Origin of the sequence: Niastella vici, from assembly GCF_002077945.1 — a bacterium.
GTDB classification, from domain to species: Bacteria; Bacteroidota; Bacteroidia; order Chitinophagales; family Chitinophagaceae; genus Niastella; species Niastella vici.
Genome location: NZ_LVYD01000055.1, coordinates 97842 through 115138, shown reverse-complemented (window position 1 = coordinate 115138; position 17297 = coordinate 97842). Strand labels below are relative to the sequence as shown.

The 17297-nt window shown below is 46.6% G+C and carries 11 protein-coding genes; 4 read left to right on the top strand and 7 right to left on the bottom strand.

What is annotated here, in order from left to right:
- Positions 1-107: 107 nt before the first annotated feature.
- Positions 108-1019 carry a hypothetical protein gene (locus A3860_RS22915; protein WP_081150352.1) on the top strand — a complete coding sequence of 304 codons (912 nt, stop codon included), beginning with the start codon at positions 108-110 and terminating at the stop codon, positions 1017-1019.
- Between the two features lie 127 nt (positions 1020-1146).
- Here A3860_RS22915 and A3860_RS22910 read toward each other — a convergent pair whose 3' ends face one another.
- Complete coding sequence (locus A3860_RS22910; protein ID WP_081150399.1) at positions 1147-1488, bottom strand: DUF488 domain-containing protein; 342 nt, start codon at positions 1486-1488, stop codon at positions 1147-1149.
- A 146-nt stretch (positions 1489-1634) separates the two neighbouring features.
- Entirely contained in the window at positions 1635-2636 is a 1002-nt protein-coding gene (locus tag A3860_RS22905) for a helix-turn-helix transcriptional regulator (protein ID WP_081150351.1), read from the bottom strand.
- A gap of 108 nt (positions 2637-2744) precedes the next feature.
- On the opposite strand from A3860_RS22905, the gene A3860_RS22900 reads away from it, so the two are divergent.
- The 3 genes from A3860_RS22900 to A3860_RS22890 all read left to right on the top strand — a co-directional run bounded on the left by A3860_RS22900 (position 2745) and on the right by A3860_RS22890 (position 4477).
- A complete protein-coding gene (locus A3860_RS22900) occupies positions 2745-3221 on the top strand; it encodes a hypothetical protein (protein ID WP_081150349.1) in 477 nt (158 codons plus the stop codon).
- A gap of 266 nt (positions 3222-3487) precedes the next feature.
- Positions 3488-3757, top strand: coding sequence for a T9SS type A sorting domain-containing protein (locus A3860_RS22895; RefSeq protein ID WP_158085331.1), 270 nt, complete (start codon positions 3488-3490; stop codon positions 3755-3757).
- A 279-nt stretch (positions 3758-4036) separates the two neighbouring features.
- A complete protein-coding gene (locus A3860_RS22890) occupies positions 4037-4477 on the top strand; it encodes a response regulator (protein WP_081150346.1) in 441 nt (146 codons plus the stop codon).
- Between the two features lie 311 nt (positions 4478-4788).
- Here A3860_RS22890 and A3860_RS22885 read toward each other — a convergent pair whose 3' ends face one another.
- The 5 genes from A3860_RS22885 to sov all read right to left on the bottom strand — a co-directional run bounded on the left by A3860_RS22885 (position 4789) and on the right by sov (position 16893).
- A complete protein-coding gene (locus A3860_RS22885; protein ID WP_081150345.1) occupies positions 4789-6207 on the bottom strand; it encodes a T9SS type A sorting domain-containing protein in 1419 nt (472 codons plus the stop codon).
- 186 nt (positions 6208-6393) lie between these two features.
- Positions 6394-8178 carry a hypothetical protein gene (locus A3860_RS22880; protein WP_143774223.1) on the bottom strand — a complete coding sequence of 595 codons (1785 nt, stop codon included), beginning with the start codon at positions 8176-8178 and terminating at the stop codon, positions 6394-6396.
- A gap of 175 nt (positions 8179-8353) precedes the next feature.
- Complete coding sequence (locus tag A3860_RS22875) at positions 8354-9052, bottom strand: hypothetical protein (RefSeq protein WP_081150341.1); 699 nt, start codon at positions 9050-9052, stop codon at positions 8354-8356.
- A complete protein-coding gene (locus tag A3860_RS22870; protein WP_081150339.1) occupies positions 9049-9624 on the bottom strand; it encodes a hypothetical protein in 576 nt (191 codons plus the stop codon). The genes A3860_RS22875 and A3860_RS22870 overlap by 4 nt, the downstream gene beginning before the upstream one ends.
- 111 nt (positions 9625-9735) lie before the next feature.
- On the bottom strand, positions 9736-16893 hold the full coding sequence (sov, locus tag A3860_RS22865) for a T9SS outer membrane translocon Sov/SprA (protein ID WP_143774222.1): 7158 nt from the start codon (positions 16891-16893) through the stop codon (positions 9736-9738).
- Positions 16894-17297 lie beyond the last annotated feature (404 nt).

The window sequence follows — 17297 nt, the reverse complement described above, 5'->3', positions numbered from 1 at the left end:
GGCGGTTAGTGAATAAAGAAAAAAACAATTCTCTTATTCCGGCGTTACAGGATTGCCGAATAAGTAGGATATTGCGCCTGAATAGCGCTCCTAAACCCAATTACCTTATGAAATTTCACCTGCTTGTTGTGTATCCTGTTGTTGTAGCTGTGTTGTCAGGCTCCCTGCATATGGCCTTTAACACGCCCCGTCATGGCGAGCCTGTCCCTGCAATAAAAAAAGATTCCCTTACCCGCACATCCGTTTTCTCGATCGATGATGTGGAACGCATAAAACAATTCTTTATCAGCAACGCTGCGCTGCCCGAGCAACCCAAAGACTCAAACTGGCGGCCCGGCTACCGGCATAAATGTATCAATACGGTTCGCGGCGCCCTTGATCTGTTGCTCTTTGGCGAATCAAGTATTCCCGACAGCCTGTACAGCCGCCAGCCTGTGCTGAACGGCAATTTCCTGAACAATGATATCAATGCGCTGGCCAAACGGCTGCGCGATAGTCATTTCATCCGCAGCTACGACACTGTGCGTTTTTTATCGATGCGTAAAGGCGAATGGGTGCCCATTACCAAGGCAGATCCTGTTTCGCGCGGCTTACAACCCGTTGCCATGGAAAAAAGTTTATGGAACACCCTGCTTGCCCGGGTTGGCAAAGAGCGTGGCTTTAGCGTGTTCCTGGTTTCGGTATGCGATGGGTACCATGCGGCCCTGCTTACCCTTGACCACCGGAACACCTCGGAATTAAAAGTGTATTGGAGTGATCAAACACATAAACACCCCTGGCGTTTTTATGTGAACAATAAACTGGAAGAAGTGCCGGGCAAATATGGGTGGGAAGTAATGCATGCCACCGGCCCGGAGGAACTCCTCAATGGCAGCGCGCGCGGGCTCGATGCCTATATGCTGTACGCCAACAAAAAGTTCTGGTGCGATTGCGGCCGGCCCAACCAGAAACCCGATGAATGCTGCGCGGGGAATTGTTTTCCATATATACAGATATGGAGACTGCAAAAGACAATGTAATAATAAAAATACAGTTACCAGTTGCCGGGTACCAGTTACCGGCGTTCAATTAACGGCACGTTGACTATTGGAGAACATACCGCATTCAAGACCTGGGAACCGGAAACCGGCAACCGGGAACTTCCTCCTACTTTAACAGATCTCTCAATATCAACGCATGATTATGTTCCTCATCTTTGGCCGCATACAACAGCGTTACCTTCTTATGTTCATGAACGAGTGTTTTCAATGCATCCAGTGCGGGATTATGCTTTAGCTCAGTAAGGTATCTCTTTTTAAAATCGGTAAAGCTCCCCTCCCCGCCATGGAACCAGTTGCGTAATTCTGTAGAGGGCGCCACTTCTTTCAGCCAGGTATCGATGCCGGCTTTTTCTTTTTTAATACCACGTGGCCATAAGCGGTCAACCAGAATGCGGTAACCATCCTGCGAGGCCGCGGGTTCGTATATTCTTTTTACTACGATACTCATGATCATATAGCTTTAATCGTAATATTGAATATACAGCATTTTATGGTGAATGGTGAATCGTCAATGGTGAATAGCTCGCGATTGTTCAAATTAATAATCGAGCTTGCGCCGCCGGAAACCCATTGCCCATTGACCATTCACGGCCCTCACCCCTCCTTTACCTTTCCCGGGGGCATACCAAATTTCTTACGGAAAGCGCTGGTGAAGTGTTGTACGGAAGAATAGCCCAACTGGTCACTCACATCTTTAATAGGCACATTGCCGGTGAGCAATTCCTTTGCCTGCGTGAGCTTATAATCGGTGAGGTAACCAAATACCGTATTATTGTACAAAGCCTTAAAGCCCTGTTTCAGTTTAAATTCATTGATACCGGCAACCCGGGCCAGCTCGGTTAAAGAAGGTGGTTGCGCCGCATGCTGCAACAGGTATTCCCGGGCAAAGTGAATACTATCGGTATCGTGCCCTGGTTTACAAATAAGGGAAGGTGTGGCACCTGTGCGGTCAGCATTTTCATACATCTGCGACTGTAAGGTGAGCAGCTCAATACATTTTGATTGCAGGTATAACAACTTCAACCCACCGGTAAAGTTGGCATTCATGATATCATGAATGATCTGGTGCATGCCAAAGGAGATCGGCAGGTTATCGAGGCTCAGGTCGTTTTCATTGCCTTTGGCGATCTTTTCGGCAAACCGCATCAGCGAGGGGCAGCTGTCTTTGGCCAGCTCAAGGAAAAAACGCGTGGTGAAATGTACTTCGAAGAATTTATACCGGTCGGGCGAATCGTATATGCCAGTACCAGCAAACGTGGGTACGTAATGAAGATTATGCTGGTTGGTCTTAAAATGATGCTCCTTACCGCTAACCAGGTTCTTCATGCTGCCAGCCCCCTGCAGGGTGAAATGCATTTCAACAAGATCCACATCACCGGTAATCTCAAAGTCTAACCGCTTGGTCTCATACATTACCATATCGCCATACACTATATAAATGCCTGAAAAAGCCAGTTGCACCATTTCGGCATTACCAAAAGGGAAACTGTATATTTCCCGTCGTTCAGTGACCAGTGGCTGTTCTACTATTTTCGTTGAAAACACATCGCCTACCTTGTACAACCGGCCCGCTTCGTCATACACATTGACTCCCATATAATCCGTTTAATGTAAAAGTTTATCCGTATTATATAAAAACGCGCTTGAAACCCCTTTCTATTTTTGTAAAGGTAAATTATCTGTTTCGCAAATAATACATATACAATGTTTCACATATCTAAACTGATAAGCAATTCCCCTTTCGAAGAAGCGGTGAACAGCGATATGCCGGTGTTTAGAGAACAGGAACCGGAGATGATAGCCCAGGCAAAAGAACTGTACAACAAGCAGGCTACCCATCATTTCTTTGTAGGCGATGAAAGCACGGTAGAATTATTCAATGCATTAAAAACGATCGCACTGGAAAACGATCATGAATATTTTGGTATCCTGGAATTACACCCGGAGTATGAAGCTGTTCTCAATATGTTAAAACTGCTGGTCGATAGTGTACCCGAGTTACCGGAACAACCCGGGCAAAATGCCATTTACTGGATGGAAGATATGCACCCCCATTGCTGGATGGCCTGGGAAAAAGCAACCTTCTATTTATCAGGCGGCGCAACATTGATCGGCACTTTCCAAAAATATTTATTAGGGAAGGGGGTCGCCCGCCAGCAGGTTCGCATAGTAAAATTATAGATAACACGCAATTAACACAGGGTATTCTGCAATCACTAACAGTAAATAAGCTATAACCCACAGTAAATACCATGATCGGATAACCGAATTCATTAATTTTATTTTAATTCAGTTCTATCATAAGGAAGGACAGCAGGGGTACGCGATAGAATCTCCAACAATTACTATTGTAATCGTTCAGAATAAGTATTAACTTCATCGCGCACAACAAATAACATTATCCTTATAGTCCGCCTCCTATGAATACCCTGCCACAAACCGAACGTTTGACAAAACGTTTAGAACGAATAACAGTATACCCTAACCTGGTATCACAGAAAAAATTCTGGCTGCAATTGTACAACATTGAAAAATGTGTTTTCACGGTACATCTTTACTCGCTCGCCGGCCAGCAGGTCTTTAAACATCATATTTATCATTCCGACTTACATTCCACGCATACGGTAGAGCTTCCCTGGCACCTGCCCCGGGGTATCTATAAAATTGCGATCAGGTATGGCGACAGCCACTATGTGCAACCGATCGTGATCCAATGAGTTACCAGTTACCGGTTACCAGTTACGGGGGCTCAATTAATGGCAGGGACACTATAGGCGGGCATTCCGCATTAAGGGCCTGGGAACCGGAAACCGGCAACCGACTTTAAGCACAAACACTTACCAGCCGGCAAATACAAATATTAGTTTTGATTTTCCCGGTCATTATGTTGCAATAGCCTGTATTAAATACCGTTTTGTTAATACGTGTTTTTATCCGGAACCTGTTATGCCCGGAAAGCAAACATTTAAAATAATCAACCTATAAAACCCACAACCATGACCCAGTATCCGGATATGAAGATCTTTATAGTAGATGATGATATCTTTTGCCTGACCCTGTATGAGCAATTCCTCCGTAACCTGGGCTATACCGATATGACCTCATTCAATGCAGGTGATGAATGCCTGCAACAGATCAAAGAACGGCCTGCGTTGGTTATTATGGATTATAATATGGAAGGCATGAATGGCATTGAAGTGTTGAAAAAGATCAAGGCCTTCAATTCGGGCATCATGGTTTATATTATTTCCGGACAGGAAAATAAACAGGTTGCCCAGGAAGCCCTGCAATACGGCGCGCTGGATTATGTGGTGAAATCTTCCCTGAGCCCCGAAAGAATGGCGGCTATCATGAACCGGGTAGAAAGCTATTATATACCTCCAAAGGAAAATAAAAAGTCATTTTTTGAAAAAGTGAAGTCTGGATTGGGAATATAAAAATTTGCCTCTAACGATTCGCTTACTAACCAATACTATATGCGGAATTGAACGCCCCACTTGCCGGGGCGTTCCTCATTTAAGGGGCTCCCGGCATACTCCGGCGGCCAAAGAAAAAGCCACCAGGCAAAAGCAAGGTGGCTGAACCTCCTGATAGGGTTCTGATCCTATAATCTATCCTGTACCTATTGTTTCCTATTATTTATGCTTCCTGACTATTTTCATTCCTCGTGATTTTCAGAAGTATGAAGTACGAGTTAGGAAATACAGGCACTTCTTACTTCCTACCTCCTACTTCTTACTTCATACCCCTACCTCACAAGTATCCTCTTTGCAAAGCGATGCTGCTCATTCCGCACATTCAACATGTATATCCCCGTCATGGTCTTCATCATCAGCGGAATGGTGACAATATCCAGCCCATTGATGGTTAACGGTCCGCTTTGCACCAACTGGCCCGATGTACTATACAGCTCATATTGATACTGCCCTTTATAGGCGGCCGAAGCCGACAGGTAAATGGCTTCATGCGCCGGGTTGTTTAACACCATAAACGTAGCCACATTGCTGTTTTCAGAAACAGATACAATGCGCGAATAAATGTACTGACCGTCCTTATCAACCGACCTGATGCGATACATGGCTGTACCAATCAGGGGCAACCCATCAACATATTCATAATCGGTTTCATCAATGTTATTATGACTTTTCACCCTGCCTATTTCACTAAAGCTGCCGCTGGTATTCAGGCGTTCCACTTCATAATGGTCAACGTCTGTTTCCCGGGCTGTTTTCCAGCGCACCACGGTAGTGCCGGTTTTGCGCTGGGCGCCTACACTAATGAAATGTATGGGAAGTATATACGCAACACTGCCGATGGCAAAATAGCCAAACGAGCTCACCGCGCCTGAGGTAATACTACCGGTGGTGGTAACAGTGCCGCTTGCGGTGCCGTTTTCATTTATCCAGCTGCTGCCATTATAATAAGTAGCCCTGATATCGGCCAGCGTATAAGGCGGGAACGCCACTTTTGTATTGTCCCAATTCAGGGTAACCTGGGCCGTACCACCACTTATCTTATTGATCTCCCAGTATTCATTGGCATCAACCAGCAAAATGGGCGCCTGCACACTGCCAGTATTGGGCGTGGCCGACCGGTAAAGACAATTCAGTTCGCTCGTTGCCGATAAACTGCCTACTGTAACCGGCCGTTCGTAGCTGTTGTTGCCCACGGGGAATGAAAAAGCCGTATTCCCGAACTTCTTTACCCAGCCGTTCACATGACGGGTATCGGCATCTCCCGTATAGGAAGCGCCGGCTTCGTAGATCAAATAATTGGGTGTTAATGAAGTTACGATCATGCCACTGGTGAACGTATGTACATCGGCTACGCTCAGGTTATTATTTAAAGTAATACCATTGGCATTATTAGTGACCAGCTGATAGGTTTTTAATGACTGGGCGCCGTTAAGGGCCTGGGCCGCGCTGCCATTCAGGTATAAGATGCCCGAACCGGCCGTCATGGCCGCCTGGTCGTTGCTTACATCTCCCTTTAGATACAGGTTGCCGTTATTTACCAACACGCCGGAGCTGCTGTTGGTAAAACCGCCATAGCTGCAAAAGGAGGCGCCGGAATATATTTGCAGGTTGCCGTTGTTCACCATTGCCTGTTGGGCATTGGCAGCAACAGCTGTCAGCAATAATGCAAAGGCCACTATCATCCTATTCATAATATCAACTTCGTTAAATGGTTATCACAGTTGTTTTGAGTCGTGAATGGTGAATGGTGAATAACTCGCGAATTTTTAAAATAATGACTGATCTTGCGCCACCAAAAATTTATTGACCATTGACCATTGACCATTGACCATTGACCATTGACCATTGACCATTGACCATTGACCATTGACCATTGACTATTGCGCATTGGCCAGCCATTGAATATCCTGGATCTTTACGTTGTCGCCGTTCGATGAAGAGGTAACATACACTTCAAAATAATCGGTTGGAGAAATATTTTCCAGATATACCACAAACGCAAAGGGATATGGTTGATTGGCCGTACCGGTACGGATGGTGGTTTCTCCATATCTCGTTGAGCTCGCGCTATTCTTTACTACACCAATTGACACAACCCGGTTTGAACCATCAACAGACAGGTTACCAGTGATCGTGAACCAGCCGTTTCGTTTATAAGTTGGTTGAAAGGTGATCTTATTGTCAACTATCGTCCATTTACAGGTGGTGGAAGTGGTGTTCGGGCCCCAGTTGGCCTTGGCCCAGGTATTGGCAGTTGCAATATTTGAAACGCTTGCAGTATTGTTCAATACTGTAACATATGCATATGGTTTTTTATCACCCATACCGGCATTACCTTCCAATATTGCATTGGCATCGCGGCCATCTGTACGGGTAAAATCGAATCCTTCAATATATTTTCCCACATTGTTCCAGGAATTACCGGTAATGGCAATGCTGGTAAAGCTGGTGAAGGTTGTTGGGTGATATACTATGGCAGTATCAGTGGCATTGGCATTGTAATACCCGCCCGATGCAAACTGAATAGTGGCGCTGGTTGCTTTATCGAGATTGATGCCCCGCGCACAATGAATAAAATCGGTCTCTGCCACTTTCACTGTTACGCCGGCCGTATTACCATGCACCATAAGACCACTATGCTGGGCATTGGAGATATCTGTTTCAAAGATCCACAGTTCGGCATTCGTAGAGTCAAAAATGGTTTTATAAAAACTGTCGAATGTACAATCCTTTATTTCGTTATAAGTGCCGCTGCCTGCAAAATGGATGGCATCTTCATTGGCCGAAGAGCCGTACCCAGATAATGTAGTGGCATCAAACTGCAACATTTTGAAATAACATTCCGTTGCACAGCGGAACATGGGCTTACCCGATAACCCGCTAGCGGCCGCTATGGTAGAGTGGCCATACGATGGCCCCTGAAAGGTAACCGGGTACGAGAGGTTGATATTTAAAGTAGCAGCAACCTGGTAAGTCTCTTCATCTAACCGTACCACAGTAGGCGCCGACATATGTGCGTTCAGGTATTCAACAGCTTCCTGCAAAGTGGTCCAGCTGCTGTTGGCATTTACATCCAGTACATTCTCCAAACGCCTGTCTTTATTTTTTATCACCCAGTTGCCACCATTGGCAACATAGGTTACTCCACCGTAGCGGGTTAATTTGCTGGTTGTTTTGTTATCAATGGTAGCGCTGCTGCTGCCAACAACCGTTACCAGGTCGGTATGCGTGCCAACATTTTTAATGGTAATGCTTAACCCGTTGTCAGAAGCGGTAACAACAGGCAGGGTGAGCGTGATATCGCCGCTTGCCAGTACAAAGGTTTCTGTCTTGGTAAGTGTTGTAGTAGCCGATTTGGTCACTGTATTGAGTTCACTGGTAGCAACCAGGCGCCAGGCAGTGCCATTCCAGTAGTAATAGCCATCGGCCAGGGTACCACCGGTGCTGTATACCAGCATACCGGCTGTAACGGTTCCGGTCAATGGGGCAACTGAAGCGGTGCTGTTCAGGGCTACACGGGGCGGTAAAAAACCCTTATTGGTGCTTTCGAGTTCAAGCAGGGAGTTGGCATTAATTGTATTGGGGTTATCGCCGATCTTTACTTGTGCATTTGCATACAGGGCAAAAAAGGTGGCCAATGCCATAATAAGGTGTCGTTTCATCAGGGTTGATTTTAGGACATCAGATAATGATAGTTTCAGAATGGTTTTTCAGGCCCAAAAATAACGGTGGCTATCACCTGCAAATTCAATTTTCCACCTGTCTAATTCCTATTTACTGGTTTATCATAAGTGCTGTAAGTAAAATTGCTTATCGTATTAACAGGGAGTTAACCAACTAATTGGCAGTATTACCGTTTGCAGGCCGGGCATCGCCTTTTACTACCGGGAATGCCGGTTGTTTTCTTTTTGAATGCTTCCAGGCCATGGTAAGCCCTACAATAAAGTTGCGGCCATTACTATTGAACGGTTCAAAAGAATAAATGGGAACGGTAAACCGGTTGAACGTAAACCCAAGCATGAACCCGGGTTGCAGTTCATGCCCTTCCTGCCACACGTGCGTATGCTGAGCTGCAACACCGGCATACAACCACTTCAGGCTTTGATAACCGAGCTCACTCCAGGTATATACAAAATCTCCGCCATATACACTGGTTGACCGGGAATACTGCGATTGCGATGAGAAAAAGAATTTATCCAATTCCATATCTATATTCAAACCAGTTGAAAAGCTTTTGTACTTTCCTACCGAGGCGCCCAGCAGGGGCACAAAAGAATAGTTCAGGTTTTTGCCGCCGGTGAACGCCCGCCCAAAGTACAGTGAATACGTATCCGCATCTTCATAATTATACCGGGCTTCGGCATACCATTTCGAAGGATGCAGATAATGCAACACCGGCATATATAAATAGGGTTGTGTAGAAAGAGGCGCAGAATATACAACATGGTATTGTTCAAAGGTAACTTCCGACTGACCAAGGGCTGCCCTGCCCGCCAATACCAGCACCATTAATAATATGGAAGCATATCTTATCATGCTGCATACTCAACAGCCATTTTTTCCTTTTTTTCTCCCACTATTATTATAGGTGCATTGATCAGTTTATCGAATATGGAAATTTCTTTCAGGAAAGGATTCCAGTAAAAGATGAGCTTTTCAATAGGCTTCCACAGTATTACCCAGCTAAATACGTCGATGGCGTTGCTGAAGGCTGAATGTATTCGGTGTTCCATATTTAATAAATAAGGCATTACACCCTGAAAGAACATCACGACCAACAGGCTAAACACCAATAAAAACCAGTTACGCCGTTTAAACTTTTTGAATTCTGCTTCTTTAATGGATTTCTTCAGGGAAAAATGCCGTCGTATGGCATGCACCAGCGGGTCTATAAACTCCCTGTCTGATTCGTTCACACAGTTTAGTTTATAGGTAACGGTGGAATATCTTTTAATACTGGGAGCATGGTTCATGATATATTCCTCAAATTCCTGGCTCAGCTGCCGTTTGTAAATGGGCGCCGGGTCATTGGCATTGAAGTAACTGTCGATGGTTTCTTCACTGACTTTGAGGAAAATATTGATCTTTTTAAACAATGGGTTACTCATAGGGAGTTACGGTTACCATGATATAACGTACCCCATTACCGGAAACGGGTATCGTTTTAGCGGGTTATAGCAACTATAAATAAAACTACCTAGCGGGTTACCGATTATTGTTTATTGATTCAGAACTATCCTTATTTGCAATCCCGCGCTCACTGTTGTGATGGGAACCGATGTTGAAATTTTTGGAACGGTACGCGTTCGGTCATAATACAGTCTCAGGTTTACCCGGCTGCTGAGCACAACATCTACCGATGGCTGAATACGCACTACCTTTTGCCCGCCGGTAACAATGGCATTTACCTGGTCGAGGTAATTGTTACGCGTTTCATTATCGGCAATGCTCATGTCCAAATGCATTTTAATATCATTCCCTTTTTTACCGGACGCCGCAGCCTTTTTACCTATTTGTATATTGAACGGTAAGGGCACATTTTTTTTGCGCCAGCCCACTCCCAGCGTGAACTGGGTATTGCGGCTTTCGGTCATTTGATAATCGGTTAAACTTAAGCTCAGTTGCCGCGATTTACTGTATTCCACATTTGCTTCTATATTATTGACCAGTTGCATATCCACGCTTAACAAGGGCGCAAACTGTTCGTTGATGGTAATAGTGGGCACCGCATAATAAGGAACAAAATTGCCGGTGGCCGTATCAATAAACCCCGGATAATTTAACCCCAACGGGTCTTTATAGGAAAGGTCAGCATTAAAGCTGCCTACACTCAGGCTGCCGGTATACGCATGCCCGATCGTAAAGCTGGTGAAGATCTTTTCCATTCCGGGAATTCGGGTAAGTCCACTATAAGTAAGCCGCCAGTTGGGTTTGGGCAAATAACCGCCAAACGGATTGCTGCGCATGCTACTGCTACTGCTGCTGATGAGGGCAATGCTTTCGGCACTTTTACCTGTATAGGCAGCCAAAAAGGCGGGGATCAAAACATCCTGCGAATATTTTCCATAGCCTTTATAATAGCCATCACCTGTTTGTGTACCCGAATAGCCATTCTTACCGCCCATTCGCCGGGAAATAATAAGCCGGTTGTTTTCAAACGTCTGGAAGGTAGAAGAAATACTGCTGCCCGATGATTTATTGAACAGGGTTTTCACCGATACATAGCTAACACTGAAAGAACCGGTTGTGTATTGATTAAGGTGCGAGAACTGGCCATTGCCCAGCGTATCCCTGATGAGTTCGGTGAAATCCTTTCCAAACGATTTGGTCATACTGATATCGATATTCAGATCGCGCACCGGTTGCACCTGCGCCGACACGGTCAACTGCTGATTGAAATTTTGCAGATTGGGGGAGTTAAAGGTACTGTCGCCCGACAGCAATCCTTTTTGCGCCAGCTGATCAATAAACGCAGCGTTGGGCTGACCACCCAACACATACTTCCAGCCGGGTTGCCGGCTGTGCCCGTTCATGCCCAATGCCTGGGTACTGTCCATAAACCCATAAATAGTACTGGAAGCATTTTCCGAATATTGTACCATCACCTGCTTAAGCGCCATCAATGTATTCAACATTCCCTTTGCCAGTGGCGACAGGTGTAGGTCTTTCTTTTTACGCTTGCCGGCGGTTGTATCCTTTCCTGCCGGTGAAGGCTCAGGGGCTGCGGCATTATCCATTTGCGCTGCCCGCAATAATTTCGATTTATTATACAGTTCGGTAAAATTGAATTGCGCCGTCAACCCTTTCTGCGAAGTGTTTTGCAACGTATTACCCAACGCCGTAGCCAGGCGCGAAGCGGCCGTCCAGCCATAGGTGGCATGATAATCGGCGCGAATGGTTGTCCAGCTCAGCAGGGGAATTTTGCTTAAAGGCAAGGTATAGGTAGCGCCTGCCGTGTGCGTATACAACGTATTTCGGCCGCCTTTCAAGAACCGTTTCCACATCTCCGCTTTATTAACAGCGCCGCTGTCTTCATCAACTACTGAATGATTGTCGGCCGTGAAATCCAACGCCAGTGAACGCGTGAGGTCCCAGCGAAAGGTATACGTTCGGGTTATCCGGAAATACTTATTGTAACTCTCGGGCAGGTAGTTCTTCAATGCCCCGATATTGCGGCTCTGATAAATACCCACCTGCCGGTTCACCGCAGCATTGAAGCCAAGCGTGGAAGGCAGGAAGTTAATAGTAAAGTCTTTCAGGATCGAGAGCCAGGGCGACCTGGATTTGATCAACTTTTTAAAGGGCGTAAGAAAAGTGGGTATGGAGGTATAATTATAACCGAGGCCCGCCTTATAATATTTCAGCAGGTCTTTTTCTGTTACCGAATCGCGGTGATCGGTGATGGTAACAGAATAGTTGAGATCGAGGTTCTCAATACTCCAGGGCTTCAGCTTTTTTCCGGTTGTATTCATCTTTCGCACCCCGGTAAAATTCAGGGTGCGTACCTGGGTGGTGTTCACGGCCTGCCGTAATATGGAATCGCGTTGGGCAGCCGTTGCTCCTTTTAGTTTTTGCTTTAGCTTTATATCTGTATCAAAGGGATCATACTCCGGCGTGCTCACTGTTTTTGAAATGCCGGCATAGGTTGGAATGGAAATACCAACCTTCTTTGGCAAGAGTTTGCCCAGCTCGAGGTTGGTGGCCCCATCCAGTTGCAGGTTATTATTCAGCGACCGCTCATTGATGTGCTGGTCGATGGTGCCAAAGCCCGAACTTTTATAACTACCCGCCAGGTTCAGCGTACCCAGGTCGGCCAGCTTTACATCCACTTTTCCCACTGCGGCCCAGCCGCCTTTTTCATCAATATCCGACAACCGCAATTCATCGAACCACAATTCGGCGCAGGCATTTTGATCGCCTTTATTCTGAACACCGAGAAAAAATGCTTCAATCTGCCCCAGGCCAGGATTGCCATAAATCGCCAGTATGCGCCCGCTGGCTTCTTTTTCTTCATAATAGACATTAGCCGCGCCTGCATTATTACGGCGGACCTTTAATTGCACCAGGTCCTGTAACGTCAGTTGCAGTTCATTGACGGAAGGCCATACATCTGTATCAGCCGTTGCGCCCCAGCTCGTTTTTTGTAGCGGGATCTTTATTTCATAAAAGTTATTGATAAAGTCGCTGCCTAACCGCATAACGGCATATAATTGTCCGTCAACAATGGCGCCATTGCTGCCGGCGCCTTCCACGTGAATGAACATATTTAATTTGCCATAGCGGCGCAGATCGAGTGAAGTGTTTTTATACGCGCCGCGGGCATCATTGGGCGCCAGGCTACAGACCTGCAAACTCATGGCCTGCTCATTTTGATACACCGTAACATTGTTATTACTTAACGACTCCTGCCGCTGAATGCCCGGTGGCAATACATAGGGCACCGGCGTGCGGGAACTGTTCTCTTCCACATTTACATCGGTTATATTTAAGGTGGTGGCCGAAGCAGCCGGCAGCGAGGTATAGGTACCGGTGGTGTCCAGCTTATAATCGAACGTACGCCAGGAATTGCGCACCAGGTTCAACGAAGCAAAACGGCACACTACCGAATCGCTGAAACCGGTCAGGAATAAACGCATGAACCTGATCGATTTGAAATCGGTAATACCGCCCACTGCCTGTTTATAATTTTTGATGGGAATGCGGAACTGATACCAGGTTTGCGTTATGCCGGCAGACGTAAAAGTGCGTTTATCGGTAATATAGTTGGAACCGGTGGTCAATGCCGATGGACTGAGGTCGACCGCATATTCAAAATACGATTCCAGCTCATTCATGGAATTATCGTGATCAATATCCTCCTCATCGGGTGTCAATGTAAAGGCTTTGGCGTATTTGTCGCTGCTGCTGGCCACCGGTGAATTTCCCTGGGTGCCATTGATGTGTTTATACCGGCCCAGGATGCCTGTTTTACTGGCGTCGTACGAATCATCGCGATAATATTTGTAATCATCTGCCGAGGGGTCGTTGTATGCCGACTGGTAAGCTGCCGAGCCGGCGCCAAACCGGGCCGACAGGTCGTTGAGGTAGGTTTTGAACTGAATGCGTTCGCTGTCATCGTCCAACCCATCAAAACCCACATCCTGGTACGGCCGGTCGGCCGCTTCATTACTAAAGGCATTGGTTACCTGCAGGGAGTTCAGGGGCATCTTTCCCCACCTCGAAGTATCTGTTGAGGTAGTTGTACTGGCAGAAGGCAATCCGTTCTCAAATAACCGCTTCTGGTCTTTCAGAATATCTTCTGAAACACTGCCCAGATCAAGGTATAATTTACCGCCGCGGCTACTGGTATTGGTAATAAATGGGTCCTGCAACCAGAATTCAAGATACTGGATATTGCTGCTCTCAAAATCGGGTTGATCGATCGACCGCATAATACCACCCCAGCGTTTTTCGGGGTTCAGCAATTGTCCTTTATCGTTGATGCTTCCCGCCCTTGCATCAAAATTATAGGGCCCTCTTTCAGTTGGGTAATAGGCCAGGTCAAAAGTGACCAGTTGGGTTGTGCCGTATTCAGAAGACTTTTGCGGAAATAATTGTTGCTCTATGATCGACATAATGCGCGGGTCGCTGAAGTTCTCATAGCTGCGCACGGGGTTATCGGTGGTGGTTTTGCTTTGCAGGTTGGTCTCAATATTATACCAGGCCAGGTTGGCGCGGTTATAGCCGTACGAAAGGTCATTCGTTAAACTGGCTTCGGGAAAAAGGCCATTACCCTGCGGCGTGGAGGCCAGCGCCCAACTGGTGACCGGGTAACGCAGATCGATGCTACCGGCCGTACCTTCAAAATCGTCGATGTAAATGGTACCGTCGCTCCCCTTCCCTATTTGTTTGGCATGGCCGGGTTGCAATAGAGCCGTTTCGGCATAACCGGTAATGGTGCTCACTTCCTTTGTATTGTAAAATGGTAGGCGGTTGAGCCATCGGGTTAGCTGGCGGCTCCGGGCAAAGTAGTTTACATCTAACCCATACATGGTGTTACGAATGGGGTCATCGCCATAACTTACCCTGGTAAAGAAGGGGCGTTCATTCAACCGCTCAATGGTAGCGCCAATGGAAAGCGATTCGCGGGCGCTTTGTTTGGCCATATAATCGAGCCGCAGGCCAAGCAATCCCTTTTGCTGCAGGCCCGACGTCGCATTGTTCTCATACTGTACATTCACCGCCACGCCCGAGTTAATGATCGCCTGGTTGATGATCTTCACCGAACCTGATATATAATCAACCTGGTAATCTACATTCTCCGTTAGCGTGGTGCCGCCAGCCGTCACCTTTACAGACCCCTGCGGCACATTCAGGGCATTTAATGAGAGATCGCCGCCCGCCTGCCCTTTGGCGGAACCGCTGATGATATAGCGGTTTACATTTGAAAAGGTTTGCGCCACCGCCTTTATGGTATCATACAGGGATTGGTACAAATAATGCTGCGCAACAGTGGCCGAGTTGCGGAATGCCAGCGAATCGAGGTCATGACCAAACGGTTCCAACAGGGGAAAGATCACCAGCCCGCTGGTTGAGTTAATGGTATAACCTTCCACATAATCAAAAACACCATCGGGCGAAGGATCGCTTTGGCTGTTCAGCCGGTCGAGGTTCAGCACGCTGATCAGGGGCACGCCGGTTTTATCTCCTTCGGGCAAATACCGTTTACTGCCTTTGCCCGGTTCATCGTATAATACGTTCAACCTAAAACCATCAGCCTGAATATTGGAAATATAGCTGCCACCTGCCATCCTGATCGAATACACATTCTTCATCATGAGGTCCCACAGGGGCAATGTCGTATTGGGCGCAGTGGCTTTCAACAGTTTTACCATCAGTACTTTTTGCGTTCCGGAATAATTCCCAGTAGTGGTGTCGGGCGGTACATCCTGCGAAAACTCCCCCACCTGGTAAATGCGGCCATTGTAGCTGTATTGATAAGCCACGGCCAGCACATCATTTGCCTGCAGGGTCTGGTTCAGTGAAATAAATCCCAGCCGCGGATAAATTTTATAGGTGGTAGAATCGAGCTTGCGGGCATACACCTTTTCAAAATCTTTTGATTGTTGCAGGCCCAGCGTGGTCATTATATTTACCACCTGCGATGATTGCCGCCCGCCCGAACTGTTGACAATATTCCGGTACACATCATTGGCATCGTTGTACGGGTATGGCGCCGCGCTTTGCGCATGTACATTGGCATTGGCCGGACTGGCTTCCCCCAGATCGGCCAACCCCACGATCTCGCGGGCATTGGTAGTGGCGCCGGTACGGTTAGTGATCCACACTTCAACCCGCAGTATCTGCACAGAAGAATTCACAGCCGGCAGGTTGCTCATGGCTTTGTTATAGTTGTTCCGGAAGTATTGCCCTAATAAGAAGTGGCGGTTCTCATCATACTCCGATGCCTTGAATTGAAACGTACTGGTGGCAGCGCCGCTTTGCATATTCATGCTTTGCGTTTGGCTTCGCTGGGAAGCCAGTACACCCGATACATACAATTTACCGAATTGCAAACTGGTCTTCACGCCAAATAAAGATTGCGCCCCGGGTATCAGGGTGCTTTTTGTAGAGAAGGAAATATTACCGGCTTCTATCTTTTTTACGATGGCATCATCGGTACCCGTATATTCCAGCTTTAACTGGTTCATGAAATCAAAATTCGCCAGCGTATTATAATTGATGGGCAACTTCAGCATATTGCCAATGGAAGCATTGGCATTGATATTTGCGTTCATGTCAAAGTCGAAACCGCCCATTTTACGGGATTTCTCCGGCAATGCCGGGTTTTCGGTTTTTTGTCCCTGATAGCCTGCCTTAATGTTTACATCGCCCTGCAGACTAAGCGCTACTTTACCAGTACCAAAAATGCGGTTGAATAAATTATCTGTTGCGACCAGATCCGGATGCAGCATTTTTTTATTGAGCATGCTGCTCACATTGGAACGCGTGCGAAAATAATCCTGTTCCTGTTTACGCGCCTTCAGCTGCATTACTTCATCGAAGGTAAGCCAGGTAGGATTGCGGTACCAGGAATTGCCTACGCGCTCCAGGATGTAATACTTTTTTTCTTTGGGATCATACACAACGGAGTCCTGCACATTTGCCGGCGTGTGCAGGTCAAAAGGGTTCCTGCCGGGGTTCGATAAAAAATCGCCCCGGCGGTCGCTGATGGGATACGGCAATGCGATAACAGGCACGGTATCTTTACGGGCTGTATCGGGCAAATTACGGAACGAATGATATGGGTTCTTGTTTTCACGTGGCATAGAAAAAGCAGCAGGCCGCACGAATCCAATGCCTGCTGCAATCATCACCACGATTATGCTACGGATCAAGAGAGACTTTATTAGTTAGGTAAAGGGCGATCTATAAGCAGTAAGTTTATTGGTGAATGGTAAAATGGTTAATGCTCAATGTATCAGTTACCGGTTTCCTGTTCCCGGTTACCAGGCCCTTAATGCAGAATGCCTATTATCAACCTGCGATAAATTTGAGCCCCGGTAACTGGTAACAGGTAACTGGCAACTGCTTTATATCAGCAATAAGTATTCGTAGTTTATGATCCTTGTTATTGTATGATACGCGGCAGCACTGCAAAGCGTTGGAAAAAAGAATAGATTTTTTATTTTAAATATTTACAACAAACAAGCGAACTATCTCACAACAAAACATACGGGCGCATCACCGATACAACCGGGCGGTTCGTCGATGTGATTGCAACAGTAGCCGAGTTTGTACT